The sequence below is a fragment of the Ruegeria sp. H6 genome, from assembly GCF_056532975.1.
Genome location: NZ_JBQFOA010000016.1, coordinates 14156 through 30328 on the forward strand (window position 1 = coordinate 14156; position 16173 = coordinate 30328).

General features: G+C 58.6%; 21 protein-coding genes. 6 read left to right on the forward strand and 15 right to left on the reverse strand.

The genetic code is table 11. The annotated features are described in order from the left end of the window. Positions 1 to 56 precede the first annotated feature (56 nt). A complete protein-coding gene (locus tag ACR0AG_RS19865; protein WP_480842010.1) occupies positions 57 to 509 on the forward strand; it encodes a MarR family winged helix-turn-helix transcriptional regulator in 453 nt (150 codons plus the stop codon). Positions 510 to 563: 54 nt separating this feature from the next. After that, entirely contained in the window at positions 564 to 1820 is a 1257-nt protein-coding gene (locus ACR0AG_RS19870) for an adenylate/guanylate cyclase domain-containing protein (RefSeq protein WP_480842012.1), read from the forward strand. 140 nt (positions 1821 to 1960) lie between these two features. Here ACR0AG_RS19870 and ACR0AG_RS19875 read toward each other — a convergent pair whose 3' ends face one another. Continuing rightward, positions 1961 to 2770 (reverse strand): division plane positioning ATPase MipZ, encoded by an 810-nt coding sequence (locus ACR0AG_RS19875; RefSeq protein ID WP_480842014.1) that lies wholly within the window; start codon positions 2768 to 2770, stop codon positions 1961 to 1963. Between the two features lie 214 nt (positions 2771 to 2984). Between ACR0AG_RS19875 and ACR0AG_RS19880 the strand changes: the two genes are divergently transcribed. Continuing rightward, positions 2985 to 3872 (forward strand): AEC family transporter, encoded by an 888-nt coding sequence (locus ACR0AG_RS19880; RefSeq protein ID WP_480842016.1) that lies wholly within the window; start codon positions 2985 to 2987, stop codon positions 3870 to 3872. Between the two features lie 79 nt (positions 3873 to 3951). Further along, positions 3952 to 5547, forward strand: a complete 1596-nt coding sequence (locus ACR0AG_RS19885; RefSeq protein ID WP_480842018.1) for an MFS transporter — start codon at positions 3952 to 3954, stop codon at positions 5545 to 5547. Between the two features lie 66 nt (positions 5548 to 5613). On the opposite strand, the gene rpmE is transcribed toward ACR0AG_RS19885, so the two are convergent. Both rpmE and rplS read right to left on the reverse strand, forming a co-directional pair. Beyond that, positions 5614 to 5835, reverse strand: a complete 222-nt coding sequence (rpmE, locus tag ACR0AG_RS19890) for a 50S ribosomal protein L31 (protein ID WP_170531455.1) — start codon at positions 5833 to 5835, stop codon at positions 5614 to 5616. Positions 5836 to 5846: 11 nt separating this feature from the next. Next, the gene (rplS, locus tag ACR0AG_RS19895; RefSeq protein ID WP_039541573.1) at positions 5847 to 6230 is read right to left on the reverse strand and encodes a 50S ribosomal protein L19; all 384 of its coding nucleotides are present in this window, start codon (positions 6228 to 6230) and stop codon (positions 5847 to 5849) included. A 367-nt stretch (positions 6231 to 6597) separates the two neighbouring features. On the opposite strand from rplS, the gene ACR0AG_RS19900 reads away from it, so the two are divergent. Further along, positions 6598 to 7410, forward strand: a complete 813-nt coding sequence (locus tag ACR0AG_RS19900; protein WP_480842020.1) for a glycoside hydrolase family 25 protein — start codon at positions 6598 to 6600, stop codon at positions 7408 to 7410. On the opposite strand, the gene ACR0AG_RS19905 is transcribed toward ACR0AG_RS19900, so the two are convergent. From ACR0AG_RS19905 to ACR0AG_RS19960, 12 genes are all read right to left on the reverse strand, one after another. Beyond that, a complete protein-coding gene (locus tag ACR0AG_RS19905) occupies positions 7398 to 7814 on the reverse strand; it encodes a hypothetical protein (RefSeq protein ID WP_480842022.1) in 417 nt (138 codons plus the stop codon). The two genes, ACR0AG_RS19900 and ACR0AG_RS19905, sit on opposite strands and share 13 nt — an antisense overlap. Positions 7815 to 7951: 137 nt before the next feature. Beyond that, positions 7952 to 8761: a tRNA (guanosine(37)-N1)-methyltransferase TrmD gene (gene trmD, locus ACR0AG_RS19910; RefSeq protein ID WP_480842024.1), complete on the reverse strand. Its 810-nt coding sequence runs from the start codon at positions 8759 to 8761 to the stop codon at positions 7952 to 7954. Then, positions 8758 to 9576 (reverse strand): hypothetical protein, encoded by an 819-nt coding sequence (locus ACR0AG_RS19915; protein WP_480842026.1) that lies wholly within the window; start codon positions 9574 to 9576, stop codon positions 8758 to 8760. The genes trmD and ACR0AG_RS19915 overlap by 4 nt, the downstream gene beginning before the upstream one ends. Continuing rightward, the gene (gene rimM / locus ACR0AG_RS19920; RefSeq protein ID WP_480842028.1) at positions 9573 to 10076 is read right to left on the reverse strand and encodes a ribosome maturation factor RimM; all 504 of its coding nucleotides are present in this window, start codon (positions 10074 to 10076) and stop codon (positions 9573 to 9575) included. The genes ACR0AG_RS19915 and rimM overlap by 4 nt, the downstream gene beginning before the upstream one ends. Positions 10077 to 10225: 149 nt before the next feature. Next, complete coding sequence (gene bluB / locus ACR0AG_RS19925) at positions 10226 to 10861, reverse strand: 5,6-dimethylbenzimidazole synthase (protein WP_480842030.1); 636 nt, start codon at positions 10859 to 10861, stop codon at positions 10226 to 10228. Positions 10862 to 10873: 12 nt separating this feature from the next. Next, positions 10874 to 11263, reverse strand: a complete 390-nt coding sequence (gene rpsP, locus ACR0AG_RS19930) for a 30S ribosomal protein S16 (RefSeq protein ID WP_480842032.1) — start codon at positions 11261 to 11263, stop codon at positions 10874 to 10876. 41 nt (positions 11264 to 11304) lie between these two features. Further along, entirely contained in the window at positions 11305 to 11601 is a 297-nt protein-coding gene (locus ACR0AG_RS19935) for a chorismate mutase (protein ID WP_480518466.1), read from the reverse strand. Continuing rightward, complete coding sequence (locus ACR0AG_RS19940; protein ID WP_480842034.1) at positions 11598 to 12137, reverse strand: GNAT family N-acetyltransferase; 540 nt, start codon at positions 12135 to 12137, stop codon at positions 11598 to 11600. The genes ACR0AG_RS19935 and ACR0AG_RS19940 overlap by 4 nt, the downstream gene beginning before the upstream one ends. After that, positions 12134 to 12682 (reverse strand): GNAT family N-acetyltransferase, encoded by a 549-nt coding sequence (locus ACR0AG_RS19945; RefSeq protein ID WP_480842036.1) that lies wholly within the window; start codon positions 12680 to 12682, stop codon positions 12134 to 12136. The genes ACR0AG_RS19940 and ACR0AG_RS19945 overlap by 4 nt, the downstream gene beginning before the upstream one ends. Continuing rightward, complete coding sequence (locus ACR0AG_RS19950) at positions 12679 to 13257, reverse strand: GNAT family N-acetyltransferase (protein ID WP_480842038.1); 579 nt, start codon at positions 13255 to 13257, stop codon at positions 12679 to 12681. The genes ACR0AG_RS19945 and ACR0AG_RS19950 overlap by 4 nt, the downstream gene beginning before the upstream one ends. 57 nt (positions 13258 to 13314) lie before the next feature. Continuing rightward, complete coding sequence (gene ffh / locus ACR0AG_RS19955; protein ID WP_480842040.1) at positions 13315 to 14817, reverse strand: signal recognition particle protein; 1503 nt, start codon at positions 14815 to 14817, stop codon at positions 13315 to 13317. Positions 14818 to 15025: 208 nt separating this feature from the next. Continuing rightward, positions 15026 to 15553: a hypothetical protein gene (locus tag ACR0AG_RS19960; protein WP_480842042.1), complete on the reverse strand. Its 528-nt coding sequence runs from the start codon at positions 15551 to 15553 to the stop codon at positions 15026 to 15028. A gap of 88 nt (positions 15554 to 15641) precedes the next feature. Between ACR0AG_RS19960 and ACR0AG_RS19965 the strand changes: the two genes are divergently transcribed. After that, the gene (locus ACR0AG_RS19965) at positions 15642 to 16172 is read left to right on the forward strand and encodes a prolyl-tRNA synthetase associated domain-containing protein (protein ID WP_480842044.1); all 531 of its coding nucleotides are present in this window, start codon (positions 15642 to 15644) and stop codon (positions 16170 to 16172) included. Position 16173: the final 1 nt, after the last annotated feature.

A 16173-nucleotide genomic window follows, 5' to 3' on the forward strand; every position in this document is an offset into this window, starting at 1 on the left:
GGTCAATTCTCCGAATACTGCTTGTCGGATAATAGTTGATTTTGTAACTAACAAGCATGAACCAAGGCAATGATGCAAAAAAAGATGAATTTCAGCCGCAGGATTTCCTGCCCTTCCTGCTGAACCGTGCAGCCGAGGAAAGCTCGTTAGAGTTTCAGCGCGCCTACAAAGATCGCTATGGCATGTTGCGGACGGAATGGCGGGTATTGTTTCATCTGGGCACCTACGGCGAGATGACCGCACGCGATATCGGGCTGCGCGCCCGGATTCACAAAACCAAAATCAGCCGCGCGGTCCATCGGCTGGAACAACGCCGCTTTCTGAAGCGGACAAAAGACGAAGCTGACAGGCGGGTCGAACATCTGGTGCTGACCCAATCAGGCTTGACCGCCTTTTGCGAGTTGCGTGATATCGCCAAGGACTATGATGCCAAGCTGACCAGCGCGTTTTCGCGGGCCGAGGCGGACCTTTTGCGAAATATGCTGCGCAGGCTGGCCGGTTTGGGCTAGAATTCTAAGCCAGACATGCCCAGATGATCAGCATCAAGGACATAGGAACGTGAAATGGCAGCCCCGGCACCCCACGCGGCACGACCCGATGCGCTTATTGATTGGCTGACGACCAGCGGCCTTGAGGGTATGGGTAAAGAAGAACTTCTGGACGGTTATTGCAAACATCTGATCGAAATAGGCATTCCGCTTATGCGGTTTCATGCAGCTCAGGCTGCCCTGCATCCTGTAATCGGCGGAACAGGGTATAGTTGGTATCAGGAAAAGGGCGGCGAATACGAGACCTTTGAATACACCGATACGCCCAGCGACGTGTGGACGCAAAGCCCGCTTTTTGCCATTCTTGATGAAGATCTCGACTACATTCACGAACGGCTTGTCGACAGCAATGAGCCCAGCCGGTTCCCCCTGCTCAACGAGTTGCGCGAAAATGGCGCAACCGACTATTACGCGACCGGCTTAAGATTTGATGCGCCGACCAATGTCGGTCAATCGGGTACGAAAAAAGCGGTGGACGGGGTGCTTGTATCCTGGACCAGCAACGCGCCGGACGGCTTCGACGACGATCATATGACAGTGATCAATTCCTCTCTGCCGCATCTGGGGTTGGCGCTGAAATCTGCCACCAATGCGAATGTCGCCCGGGATTTGATGCGCGTGTATTTGGGCCGCGATGCCGGTCAACGCGTTTTGTCGGGCGAGATTCGACGTGGCTCGTTGCAGCAGATCGATGCTGTCATCTGGAATTTCGATCTGGAAGGGTTCACAACCTTGTCCGAGGATCTGCCGGGAACCGAAATCATCGACATGCTGAATGACTATCTGGCTGTGGCAGTCGGCGTCGTTCACGATTGCGGCGGCAACATTCTGAAGTTCATGGGCGATGGTCTGATGGCCATGTTCGATGTCGGTGAAATTGATGAAGACGCCCGTGCCGCATTGTCTTCCGTGCCTTTGTTGCAAGAGCGTATGGATGACTTGAAGGCGCGGCGCGCGGCCGAGGGGCTGCCCGTGGCCAACTATACCCTCGCGCTGCATGCGGGCGAAATTCTTTATGGCAATATTGGTGCGGAAAACCGGCTGGACTTTACCGTGATCGGCCCGACGGTAAACCAGACGGCCCGGATCGCCGGAATGCACCGGTCCTTGGGGCAAAGGATCCTGATCTCAGACGATGTGACCCGCGCAGCTCAGCCATGTGAGCAAGAACTGATCTCGGTCGGGCGCTATATGCTGCGCGGTGTTCCCGAACCAAAAGAGCTGTTCACAATCTACACCCCGCAGGCCACAGGGTCCGAAAACCACCGCTGATCGCGTAAACCTGTTGCGCCTGTCCTAAGTGCCCGGCACGTCGAAGACAGAGTTTTCGCTCAAGGACGTCGTCAGGAAGCTTGCCAAGCAGCGGTTTGACTGGGTGACTTGGGTCATGGGGTGCGGTCAGAGCCGCACGATCAGAAGTCGATCTCAACCCCGGGCAGGTTCAGCTCTTTCATCATGTCCCGCAGCTCTTGCCGGGCTGCGATATTCGAGATGTTCAGCTGTTTGACGCCGATGTCCTTGAGGTCCAGCAGGGTCAGCCCGCGCGGGAAGAGCTCGCGAAAGATCACCCGTTCTGAAAAACCCGACGCAACGCGGAATCCGATACGTTGCGACAGCATTTCGATTGCACGCTGCATCTTTTCCTTGTTGACCATGCGCTGCGTGCCCACGCGGTTGCGCACCACCACCCAGTCGATGGGTTTTAGCCCCGCCTGCGCCCGCAATTGACGCGCGTTCCAGACCATCTCGGAATAGACCGAGGGACCGAGGATTTTTTCACCCTTGGAATCGATCCGCGCCAGCAGGTCGAAATCGATAAAGCTGTCGTTCAGCGGCGTGATCAGAGTGTCGGCGAGCGAATGCGCCACTTGGCTCAGACGGGTATGCGACCCCGGGCAGTCGATCAGGATAAAGTCGCTGTCGCTTTCCAATTCGGCCACGGCGGCAGACAAGCGGTGGTCATAGATGTTTTCGCCCGGCTGCAGTTTGCTGGCATCAATCTCGGGCAGGTCATGATGGCGCGGTGTGGGCAGGGACAGCTCGGCGCCTGTCAGAAAGTTGGTGCGGTTCTCGAAATACCGCCCAAGGCTGCGTTGCCGCAGGTCCAGATCCAGCGTACTGACCTTGTGCCCAAGGCGCGCCAAAGCGGTGGCCACATGCATGGACACCGTCGACTTGCCCGCGCCGCCCTTTTCGTTCCCCACTACGATGATATGTGCCATGCTTGTGTTCCCAAGTCCCGCCGTGTTTATCTACACGTTGTTGCCCGCTACTATATGTTGTGTGGAAGGGGAAGGGAAGAACTCTAAACCCCGGATTGTGCCAATCTGGGCGCAAATGTAACGCCGATTGTGCGGTCTTGGTTGTGCGCAGCCAGCGCTTTTCAGCCACGAGGATCGCGATTCAAAGCCGCCCCGGCAGCGCACGGAGTATCATGTGGATCACCTGTTTCTCAATGTTCTGAACGTGGTATTGCCGGTTCTGATTTGTGCAGGTGTCGGATATGGGCTGGCTGTGATCAAGGCCCCGTTCGACAACAAGGTCATTGGCGGCATCGTTTCAAAGGTCGGCTATCCGACGCTGATCATCTCACATTTATCGACAACCCAACTGGCGGTTGGCACTTTTCTGGACATGATGGCCGCTGCGGCGCTGGCCATCGCGGGATTCGGCATTTTGGGATTCGCAGCACTCAAGGCGATGCGCCTGCCGGTTCGCGCCTTTCTGACCCCGTTGATGCATGGCAATGTGGGCAATATCGGGCTGCCCATCACGTTGCTGGCGCTGGGCGACGCGGGCATGGCCTATACGATGGCCTTTGTGGTCGTGGTTCTGATCAGCATTTTCACGGTCGGCATGTGGATCCCCGCCGGAGCGTTTTCGCTCAAAAAGCTCGCCACGTCACCCATCATATATGCGGTCATCCTGTCGCTTGGATTGATGGCCACCGGGCAAAGCCTGCCGCAACCTGTCGCAAAGTCCTTTGACATCCTGGGTGGGCTTTCGATCCCGCTGATGTTGCTGACTTTGGGCCACACATTGGCTACCTTGCGCGTTCAAAGCCTGGCCCGCGCGGTGCTGCTGACCGTTCTGCACCTGGTGATGGCAATCGCGATTGCCCTTGCGTTGATTTGGCTCTTTGGTTTCACGGGAACAGAACGCGGCGCGCTGATCTTGTGTTGCTTGATGCCATCTTCGGTCGCAACTTATCTGTTTATCGACCAGCACATGCCCGAATACGGACCCGACGTTGCGGGGTTCATTCTGGTCTCAACGCTTGCGACCATTCTGGTTTTGCCGGCTGCCTTGTCCTATTGGATTTGACTGCTCTCTATGCGCGGCGCAGAAAATCGCTAAACTGCTGAAACACTGCGTAAAACAGTTTCTGCCCGAGGGGACATCGATGCACGACCCAACCTCAGCCCAGACTTCACCGCAGGCCCACGCCCGGGTGGTGTTGGCGATGACGGCGATCTGCATGATGGTGGTGGGCTTCAATACAACCGCCGTAACCACCATTCTGCCCAACCTCAAGGCCGAGTTCGACCTGACCCCGTCGGGCCTGCAATGGGTGATGGCGACGTATTCCGTGGCCAGCGCAACGCTTGTCACCATCGTCAGCCGCCTGGGCGACATCACCGGAAAGATGGGCGTCTTTTTTGGCGGTATGATCGTTTTTGCGATTGGCTCCGCCTCGGCCTTGATAGCACAGGACGGGGCGATGTTGTTGTTCGGGCGTGGCGCGCAAGGGGCCGGGGCTGCGGCGCTGTTCGGAACCTCTTTGTCCCTGCTGACGGCGGCCACGCCCGAGGAACAACGCGCCAGTGTCACGGGGGCCTGGGGCGCGATTGTCGGTCTTGCGATCGGGATCGGTCCCATCCTCGGAGGCGCATTTGCACATTACATCAGCTGGCGGGCGGTGTTTGCCGTCGATCTGTTTTTGTTGGCACTGGCCTTCATCATCGGGCTGAGGGTCAGCCGCCTGAAGTATATTCCCGACACAAGACAAGAAGGCGCGCGGTTCGACTTTATGGGCGCGCTGGCCATCCTGTTCTTTCTTGGACCTCTCTCCTTTGCCCTGAGCAATGGGGAAAGCGGAGGTTGGACGACCCCTCTGACCTTGATCCCGCTGGCCATTTCGGCAGTTGCAACATTTGCTCTGGTCGTCGTTTCGCATCGCACGGATGACCCGCTGATTGAGCTGCGCTACTTCCGCCATCCACGCTATTTCATGGCGGCGGCGGGGATGTTTTTTACCGGCTTCACGCTGTTCTGCTTTTTTGTCTATTTCAACACCTTCGTCCAATCGCCAGATGCATTTGGCTATAGCTCGGTTGGGGCGGGATTGGCGATCATGCCTCTCAGCCTCAGTATGTTCGTGATCTCGGTGACTGCGCCACGCTTTTTGGCGCCTTACAGCTTTCGTTGGCCTGTGGTCATCGGGTTGGGGGCGATGGCCTGCGGGTTCCTGTTGCTGATGACGACGACGAACACCACACAGTATGCCGAGATTTGGTGGAAGCTGTTGGTGGTTGGTATTGGGATGGGCATCTGCTTTTCACTGCTGCCGCGACTTGGCCTGCGCCTGCTGCCCGAAGAACATGTGGGGCAGGGATCGGGCGTCATCAATGCCTGCTTGTATTTTGGCGCTACCCTGGGCGCCGTCGTCGGTGGTCTGGCCGAGGCCATTACCACACGCCGCGGATTGTCTCAGGTGATCGATGCGCTGCCCTCGGGGTCAGGTGAACGAACGGATTTGTCCCACGCTCTGGCCCATGGGACCCCCAGCCAGATACAGCAGATTATCGCGGGGATGGATCCAGCAACAGGAAGTGCGTTGGCCAAAGCCTTGCGTGAGCTTCAGGACAATGCGTTTGACAGCGCCATGCTGGTCGCTGCGGTCGCGGCTCTGTTAGGTATGGCGCTTGCGCTGGTGTTGTTGCGTGGGCCGGTCCCGCCGCTGCGCAGCGCGGCGGAACTGACACGCGCGCCGAAGTGATACGCATTTGGTCAACAAAAAAGGCCGCCCCCAGGGACGGCCTTTCGAAATCGAAACGGAAAAGGCTTAGAAGCCCAGACCTTCGTATTTCTTTTTGAACTTCGAAACGCGACCACCGGCGTCCAACAGGCGCGAGGTGCCACCGGTCCAGGCCGGGTGCGAAGAGGGGTCGATTTCCAGAGCCAGCTGATCGCCTTCGGCGCCCCAGGTGGATTTCATCTGAACCACGGTGCCATCGGTCATTTTGACGTTGATGACGTGATAATCGGGATGGATGTCTTTTTTCATCTTTCCGCTCCTTACGCCTCGGCGCCAGCCTTGGGCTTGTAGTTGGTGACCTCTGCGATACGTGCGGATTTACCGCGACGGGTGCGCAGATAGTACAGTTTGGCGCGACGGACGCGGCCACGGCGGACAACGGTGATGCTGTCGATGTTGGTCGAATGCAGCGGGAACACACGCTCCACGCCTTCGCCGAACGAGATTTTGCGGACGGTGAACGAACCGGCGATGCCGCTGCCACCTTTGCGCGCGATGCAGACGCCTTCGTAGTTCTGCACACGGGTACGCGACCCTTCGGTCACTTTAAAGCCGACACGGATGGTGTCCCCGGCTTTGAAATCGGGGATGTCTTTCCCCAGGGCGGCAATCTGTTCCGCCTCAAGCTGTGCGATCAGGTCCATCGCAGGTACTCCTATCTGCTCGTGGTTGGTCCACGAAGTTTGGGCACGGCCTGAGAGCTCTTGGTCTTCACCGGGTCCTGCGTGCAGCCCGCCAGAGGTCAGATCGACTGTTCCTTGAGTCTGGTCTGTTGCATGGCGTCCTGACCGAAGAAAGCCCGACGTCACCATATGGAACAAACCAAAACACCGGAGTCGCACGTGGCGGCACCGGATTGCGGTCGTTTAAGGAAAATAAAGACAGGGATCAAGCCCAATCTGCCCCAGGACGGTGGGAAATTGCCCAGCCTGAAATGCACCATTGCCATGCGCGCCCGTTCAGGCATTCTTGTACCAATAAACACGAGCAGATTTCAAACAGGTGCAGGTTATGCGCGTTGCAATGTTTTTGGCCGTATTGGCGGTTTTTCTGGTGTCATGCGGCAGGCGCGGGCCACAGCCTCAGGTTCTGGATCCTCAGACCGTTACCAGCGCAACCGCGCCTGCTGTGATCTACCCGAAATTTGGCGACGCAAAGCCACATGAATGGGAAGACCGGCATCCGGGGCTGTATCCGGTGCACGGGCTGGATGTCTCGCGTTGGCAAGGCCCCATTGACTGGAGGACGGCCAAAGCTTCGGGCGTGAGTTTCGTCTTTATCAAGGCGACCGAGGGTGGAGATGTGGCCGACCCGCTGTTCGAAGATCACCGCCGCGGGGCGCAGGCCGCAGGCGTTCCTTGGGGGGCGTATCACTATTACTACTTCTGCCGCTCGGCCAAGGAACAGGCGCGTTGGTTCATTCAGAATGTTCCAAAAGGCGCTGACCTGCCGCATGTGCTGGACATGGAATGGACCCCGCATTCCAAAACCTGCAGGCTGCGCCCGGATGGCAAGACCGTCCGCGCCGAAGCGCAACGGTTTCTGGACATTCTCGAACGCCACTACGGGCGCCGACCCATCGTGTACACCACGGTGGATTTCTATGGAGATACGGATATCGCCCGACTACCCAAAACCGAGTTCTGGCTGCGCTCGGTGGCGGGGCATCCCCGTCAGGTCTATCCCCGAGCGGTGTGGCGCTTCTGGCAATACACGGGGACCGGCCTTGTGCCGGGGGTGCAGGGAAAGGTGGACATCAACACCTTCAACGGCGCGCCCGAGATATGGGAGCGCTGGAAGACCGGTGCCTATTACGCGCCGTAGGTCTCAATCGTGCCGCCACTCACAAGGTGGTCCAAGCGCCGTTCACGCTCCTCGCCAAAGGACTGGTTCAGCCAGAACATCTCGCCCTGATCCAATTCACGGCGCTCAAAGCCACGTTTGCTCATGCAGCGTTCGACCTGATCAAACTCGCCCTGTTCGCGCAGATCATCCTGAATGTAGGCCGTGCCCACACCCCCGAAGAGGGGGCCAAACAGCAGGATATTCGTGGCATATCCACCGATAACAGCGCTTTGGCCACCGATATCCGCCTCGGCGATACACGAGTTAACGGCAACCCGCGCAGATTGCATGCTGTGGCCGGATTGAGTGGGAATCGAGCTCTCGGTGGTAGTTGTTGAGCAGGCCGAAGCGGCCAGCAGCGCGAACAACGCAATTTTTTTCATGGGGCAGCCTTTAAATTAATGATGTGAAAATGCAAAAGATCGCAATTTCTATGAATTGAATATCGGGCATTCAGCTCAGCGAAAAGATGAGTCGATGCAAATCGCCAAACTGCGACCAGCAGGTCACACAGGCTGTGTCAGTCTGCCTTTTTGTTCTTTGAAGACAGATATTTATCCCAAAGATCCGGGCGACGTGTCTGGGTGATTTGTTCAGACATATCACTCCGCCATTTGGCGATATGTCCGTGATGTCCGGACATCAGGACCTGCGGGATCGGGTGCCCGTTCCATTCGGCGGGGCGAGTGTATTGGGGATGTTCCAGCAGACCGGAGGAAAAGCTTTCCTCTTCAGCCGAAGCCTGGTTGCCCAGAACGCCGGGGATCAGGCGGACGGTAGCGTCAATCAGGGCCTGGGCGGCGATTTCGCCACCGGTCATCACAAAATCACCCAACGAGACCTCTTGGATGCCGTAATGTTCCAGAACGCGTTCATCCACCCCTTCGAAGCGGCCACAAAGCAGGGTCATGCCTTCGCAGCGCGCAAGGTTTTGCATCATGGTCTGATCCATGCGGCGTCCTCGCGGGCTGAGGTAGATCAAGGGCCAATTCCCATGTGTATCGGCCATTGTGTGTTCAATGGCATTCCCCAGCACGTCCGCGCGCAGCACCATACCAGCGCCACCTCCGGCGGGCGTGTCGTCGACATTGCGATGTTTGCCGATCCCGAACTGGCGCAGATCGACGGTTTCCAGCTGCCATAAACCCTCTTGCAAGGCTTTTCCCGTCAGGCTTTCACCCAGAACGCCGGGGAAAGCGGAAGGAAACAGCGTTATGATCTTGGCTTTCCATACGCCATGCAAATCTGGCGTTGGTGTCATCAGCTCACGCGGTTTCAGGGTTGGGCGAAGGGCCTTGCGGCCGTGGGATTTTCCGGGCGTGTCAGTCATGGCGTGCCGATCAGATTTTCGCGTGTGCTTTCAACAAGATCGCTTTTCCGAAGGTCCAGTTCCGCATCGTCCATCTGGGATCGGTTCAGCGACAGAATTTCTTGCAGAATGTCTGACGGCAGGCCCGAATTTGACTTCGTTGGCCCAACAAGCTGAGCGGCGGTTTCCGCATCCAAATTGAGAAACTCGGCAAAAGGTGTTCCGGGCCCAAAAGATTTGGCTTGCAGGTCTTCAAGGTATTCGGTGCGAACTGAAATCCGCGGCAGGCGTTTTTGCACCTCGGCTGCGACCTTGTCCAAAGAGGGGATCGCATCCAGTCGCGCGGCGTAACTGTCAAAATCCTGCAGCAGACGGGTACGTTGAAGATCATGTGACCACAGGCTGTGCAACCACGCGTCGCGCTGTCTGAGGGACAGGTAAATCGTGATTTCGACATGCTGGCCGGCAAACCGGTTGCGGATCAGGCCTACCAATGCGACGGCAAGATCGGGGGCGGCTTCGTACCCAATGGCCGGGTTGCGGCTGGGGCGTAGTCCGGCGAAATTCTCTTCGCTGAGGATCAGGCCGCGTCGTTCGCCGAAATCCAGCGAGGTCAGAAAATTGCGCATCTGGTTGCTGAACTCCATCAGCGCAGTATGGGTGCTGTAGACGGAATAGCGGGTTGCGGCCTCGGACAGGCCGGTGCCGCGGGTTTTGTAGGGCAGGACCAGGGCGTGACGCGGCCAAATCAGCTGTCTGTTCTCAAACAGAAAGGACTGAGCCGCAGTTGTCCCGGTCTTGTGCAGGCCCAGATGCAGCATCACGCGACGCATCATAGCAAACCTTCGGGCGGGTCGGCGACGATGCGCCCAGCCTCAAGATCGACAGTGGGCACGGCGTCCAGTGTGAAGGGCAGCAAAACGGTGGCTTTCAGCCCTGGACCGTGCAGCTCCAGCAAATCCGCCGCGCCGTGGTTCTGCACCGATTTCACCTGTCCCAACAACGTGCCGCCGGTGTCGTAAACGTCCAGCCCGATCAGGTCGGTGTGATAGAATTCATCATCCGGTAGCGACGGCAGCTGATCGCGGCGCGCATAAAGGCGCAGACCGTTCAACGCGTCAGCCTGTTCCTTGGTTTCAACCCCGCCCAGCCGGGCGGCAAAGCCGTTCTTGATGGCGCGCGTCAGAACCACAGGATAGCGATCTTTCCCGGCCTCGTCGGTCAGGGGCGAATAGGCTTCTATATCTTCCGGAACTGCGCAAAAACTTTTCAGCCGCACCTCACCACGGACGCCATAGGATCCGGCAATGCTGCCTACGCAAATCAGATCAGTCAAAACTTAGCTCCGAATCCAAGCAAATCCCATGTGTCCAATTCCCGTCGCCCGCAGCGCACAGGCCTCTGACGCGCGATCTTTCGTACAACACGCCCACTACAAAGGCGATGGCAACGAATATGATTAACCGAATAAAACGGAACATGCGCCTATCGCACCTCAACCGGCAAGGCGTTTGCCCTGTTTTCCCAGCCTGCTCGTTCGAGTTCGGGTTGGTCGGAAAACTCTTCGGGCCAGCCCACGCAGAAATAGCCGATCAATCGCCAGTCCTCAGACACATCCAAATCGCGCGCCATCCGGTCGGGATCAAGGATTGACACCCAGCCCAGCCCCAGCCCTTCGGAGCGCAGCGCCAACCAGAAAAGCGTGATTGCCGAGACGACCGAATAGCGCCGCATCTCGGGCATTGTACCTGCGCCCAACCCTTGCCCCTTGTCGGTGGCATCGTCGCAAAACACCGCCAGCTGTACCGGAGCCTCTTGCATGCCCGAAAGTTTCAAACCGCTGTAAAGCTGGGCCGTCTCGCCGGAATAACCATCGAGTGCCGCCGCATTTGCGGCCTGGTAGTTTCTCAGCGCAGCGGCCCGTGCCGCTTTGCTGTCGACGCGGATGACGCGCCAGGGTTCGCTCAACCCCACCGAAGGGGCCAGCCGAAACGCGTCGAGGCAACGCGTCAGCACTGCCTCGTCTATTGCGTCGGTGCGGAACCGGCGCACATCACGCCGGAGCCGCATCAACAGATCGAACTGCGCGCGGAAGTCATCGGTGAAAGCCTGTTCCCGCACGCGACCGCCTGTTTATTCTTCTGCAGCGACTTCTTCAGCCGGTGCTTCGGCGGCTTCGGTCGCCTCAGCAGCTTTGGCCGCTTTCTCTTCCGCGCGTTCCTGAGCTTTCTTGCCCGGGGTGCCCTTGTTGGGGTTGTTGCGCTCGGCCTTGTCACGGGCACCGGCTGCTTCCAGCATGCGCGCGATCCGGTCGGTGGGCTGTGCGCCCTGATCCAGCCAGTACTGGATGCGCTCCATGTTCATTTTCACGCGCTCTTCGCTGTCTTTCGGCAGCAGCGGGTTGTAGGTGCCCAGTTTTTCGATGAAACGGCCATCGCGGGGCATACGGCTGTCAGCCGCAACAATGCGATAGAAAGGACGTTTCTTCGAGCCGCCGCGGGCGAGACGAATTTTCATTGCCATGGTGGTATCTCCTTTGAATGGCGAGACTGGGAAGACCCCAGTTATTCTTGATGTTTCCTATGGTGTCGGATGACTTCCTGAATGATGAAATTCAGGAAAGCCTTGGCAAAATCAGGGTCCAGATCGGCCTCTTTTGCCAGGTCTTCAAGCCGTGCGATCTGTGCGGCTTCGCGCGTGGGATCGGACGGGGGAAGGTCGTGTTGCGCTTTAAGCTTGCCAACGGCCTGCGTGTGCTTGAACCGCTCGCCCAGCGTGTAGACAAGGATCGCATCCAGCCGGTCGATGCTTTCGCGGTGCTCTTTCAGCAATGCGGCCGCCTGTGTCACGGGGTCGGTCATTGGCCGGTCCTTTCGGTGGTCAGGTCAATCTGCGGGTGTCGCCAGATCTGGGCGTGCTTGCCCAACAGCTCGGCTTTTTCAATCTCCAGCGTTGCGCCAAGCCGCTCGGCCAAAGCGCGCGAGCGGTCATTGGCATGGGCAATGTACGAGATCACACCGTTCAGGCCCTGATACCGTGCAGCATAGTCTCGCGCTGCTTCTGCGGCCTCAAAGCCCAGCCCTTTGCCTTCGGCTTCTTCCATCAGGGCCCAGCCCAGTTCGGGCTCGGCCCAACCAGGAACGTAGATCATACCGGCCCAACCGACGAATGAGCCGCTGGCCTTCTCGGTCAGGTGCCACAAGCCGTATCCTCTGAGGGCCCAATGCCCCAATCGGTTCGACAGTGAACTCCAGCATTCGAACGCATCTTTTGGTCCGCCGACCATATGGCTGCGCTCAGTCGCAAAAAATGCGGTTAGTGTGGGCAGGTCATCCAGATGCGGCGCGCGCAGGATCAGGCGGTCGGTTTCGACAGTTGGGATGGTGAACGAGGTCATGCGTAAGCCTCCATCCCGCCATTTTCCAGATCGGCGGGTGACGGGTGCCGCCAGATCTCGGATTTGCCGAATTTTGGGTGGTCATAGTGATATTCGAACTGTGCGCCCAGACGTTTGGCCACGGCCTTGCTGGCGTGGTTGTCCAGATCGATCAGAGAGATCGCGGTTTCCCAGCCCAGCACGTCATAAGCATGGGCGCGCGCGGCCAGCGCGGCCTCGGTCGCATAGCCCTTGCCCGTGGCATGGTTCAACAATGTCCAGCCGACCTCGGGCTCGGGCCAGCCTTCGGGAAACCACAACCCGATGCGCCCGACATAGGCGCCGGTGTCTTTCTCATCGACGCTCCAATAGCCATAGCCGCGCAATGCCCAGTGACCGAGCAACGAGGCAACGACCCGCCACACCTCATCCCGGCGCATCGGCCCGCCGACATAAGCCGCGGCGTCGCTGGCAAAGAACGCGGCATCCGCATCCAGATCGACCTCGGACGGGGCGCGCATGATCAGGCGTTCAGTCTCAAGTGTGGGGATGTTCAGCAAGCTCATGCGGACCCTCCGACACAGGATGGCGTATGGCGGTAAACCAACGTGGTTCCGTCCGCCTCGGGGATTTCGCGTTCAACGGTTGCACCAAGGCGTTCTGCCAGGCGCTCTGATCGCGTGTTTCCCTTGACCACAAAGCTGGCAATCGTGTGCCAACCGAGTTGGTCAAACGCAAAGCGTCGTGCGGCCTGGGCCGCTTCGAATGCAAATCCCTGACCTTCGCCGTCTTCTGTGAAGATAAAGCCAAGCTCGGGTTCAGGATCTTCGGGTTCAAACCCAAGAACGACAAAGCCCAAAAGTTGGCCGCCTGCTTTCGCGGTGACAGACCAAAGCCCGTGCCCGCGCAAGGACCAGATGGCGATCATCTGTGCAAAGTCGTACCACGCATCCTCGCGCGACATGATGGACAGATACCGCGCGCGCGGGCTGGCGACGATCCGGGCATAGGTGTCGAAGTCCGCCAATTGCGGCGCACGCAAGACCAGCCGTTCAGTCTCAAGCATCGGGATGGTGCCTGCCACCTTGGCCGCCAATTCAGCCCCTTGAGCATTGGGCGCAGCTTCGAACCGGAAGGTCATCGGGCAACCTCCGGTTTGGCGCAAGCGCGCTGGGATATGCAGGGGGCGAAAGCCACGTTACTTCTTCTTCCCGAACCCGCTGAGGCCCGGCGGCAGCGCCATGCCGCCACCCATGCCGGGCAGGCCGCCGCGTCCGCCCATGGCTTTGGCTGCAGCCTCAAGCGCCTTCGGGTCCATGCCGGCTGCCATGTCTTCTGGGCTGGGGCCGCCCTTGCCGAACATGCCTTTCATGGCCTGTTTCAGCATCTTGCCTTTGCCCATCTTGCCCATCTTTTTCATCATGTCCGACATCTGCCGGTGCATCTTGAGCAGCTTGTTGAGGTCGCTGACCTCCATCCCCGAACCGGCGGCAATCCGCTTTTTTCGGCTGGCTTGCAGCAGTTGCGGATTGGCGCGTTCGCGCTTAGTCATCGACTGGATCATGGCGATCTGCTGGCGCAGAATCTTGTCGTCGAGACCGGCCTGATCCATCTGTTTGGCCATCTTGCCCATGCCCGGCATCATGCCCATCATGCCCTGCATACCGCCCATCTGGATCATCTGTTCCAGCTGCATTTTCAGGTCGTTCATGTTGAACTGACCCTTGACCATGCGCTTCATCATGCGCTCGGTCTGTTCCATCTCCATCGTTTCCTGGGCCTTTTCGACCAAGGCCACGATGTCGCCCATGCCCAGAATACGACCGGCGATCCGGTCCGGCTCGAAGGTCTCAAGCGCGTCCATCTTTTCGCCCAGACCGACGAAGCGGATCGGCTTGCCGGTGACTGCGCGCATCGACAGAGCCGCACCGCCACGCCCGTCGCCATCCATCCGGGTCAGAACCACGCCCGAAATGCCGACCTTGGCGTCGAACTCCTCGGCCACTTCGACGGCGACCTGACCGGTCAGACCGTCGACGACCAGCAGGGTCTCGCGCGGATCAACCGCGTTGCGGACTTGTTCCACCTCGTCCATCAGGACTTCGTCGATATGCAGACGGCCCGCGGTGTCGAGCATATAGACGTCATAGCCACCCAGCGTCGCCTGCTGCTTGGCGCGCTTGGCGATATCAACCGGTTTCTGACCGGGAACGATCGGCAGCGTGTCGACACCAACCTGCGTGCCCAGAACCGCCAACTGATCCATCGCCGCCGGGCGATAGACGTCCAGCGAGGCCATCAGGACCTTTTTGCCCTCTTTCTCTTTCAGACGTTTGGCCAGCTTACCGGTGGTGGTCGTCTTACCCGAGCCTTGCAGACCGACCATCAGGATCGGGGCAGGCGGGTTGTCGATCTTCAATGCGCCGGGATCGTCTTCGCCGCGCAGGGTATCGACCAGTGCGTCATGCACGATCTTGACGACTTGCTGACCGGGGGTGATCGACTTGGTGACGGCTTGTCCGGTTGCCTGTTCCTGCACCTTCTTGACGAAAGCGCGGGCCACGGGCAGCGAGACGTCGGCCTCAAGAAGCGCAACGCGAACCTCACGCAGTGCGGTTTTGACGTCTTCTTCGGACAGGGCGCCCTGTTTGGTCAGCCGGTCAAAGACGCCGGAAAGGCGTTCGGATAGATTTTCAAACATGCCTTCGGCCTCCTTAGCCGGTTATCGGTTGGCGTGCCCTAGATAGGATGCGCCGGTTAAATGCACAAACGCCCCCTCCCACTGAATTAGACGTGGGGGTCATGCCAAATGGCATTGCCCCCACGGGCGAAACTCGCTGGTGGGGGGCGATCCCTGAACGACTCAAGGGACCGGAAGATCAAGAGGCTTCCGGATGTTTGGGCGGGTGTTACTCGAGACACCCACGGGTGTCAACCGAGACAACTTTGTGCGCCGGAAGCCAATCGTTGACCGCACCCGCCATCCGCTGCGCGCCGCCTCCGCTGACATAGGCTTCGACAATCGGGTGGCGACCAGCGCTCATACCTTTGTCCAGAATCAAAACCGGTCGGTGCATTTTGGTTGAGCTCCCGTCACGCTTTGAGTTGGTGGTTTCCACCTCGGCGTGGGACAGGTTCGACAGCTCATGTTCCACAGCGTCATACCCGAATATGGATTGCCGGCGGATCAGGATGCTGTTGTCGCGTCGGTCAAAAATGACTTGAACACGTCGAACAAAAACACAGAACGCGCCGATCCCCATCCCGCCACCGAACACGGCAAAGAAGAGGCCGAACAAAATGTTCTCACCGCCTTCGCTGACCATGAACAGACCGGCGCCAACAAAGACGAGGATGAAGACGACCAGCGAGATGCCGATGAACCATGGGGTGTTGGACAGGATCAATTGGTCCTGGGTGTTGCGTGTCACTTTCATGGCGGCACGCTAACACTGAAATCCGGGACTGTCGTGGATTGAATTTGCCCGCATGTTGGGCGATGAGCATGCCAAACAGGAGGGTCCAATGGACGCATCATCTGAATTTCAGGACACATTGCCGCTTAGTTCTGACGCGTTATTGGCGCAGTTGGACGATTGGAGTCTGAGCTATCGGCTGCACACACATGTGCCATTGCGCACGGTTGAAGACGCCAAAGCCGTCGAAGACCAGTTCATGGTGCCGGGCGAGAAGGCCCTGCGGCTGAAGAACCTGTACCTGCGCGACAAGAAAAAGCGGAATTATCTGGTGACACTGGAGCAGAGCCGCGAGATCGACCTCAAGGCGCTGGCGGCTGATCTGGGGGTGGGCAATCTGTCCTTTGGCTCGGCAGATCGCCTGATGCAAAACCTCGGCATCCGTCCAGGTGCGGTCAGCCCGCTGGCGATGATCAATGGCGTCGGAAACGATGTGAAATTCATCATGGACAATGCCGCCCGGGATGCGGATGTCATCTATATGCACCCGCTGGTCAACGACCGGACCGTTGCAATGCCCCAATCCGACCTGTTGGCCTTTTTCGACCGGATCGGGGCTGAGGTGACGTGGCTGCCCTAGG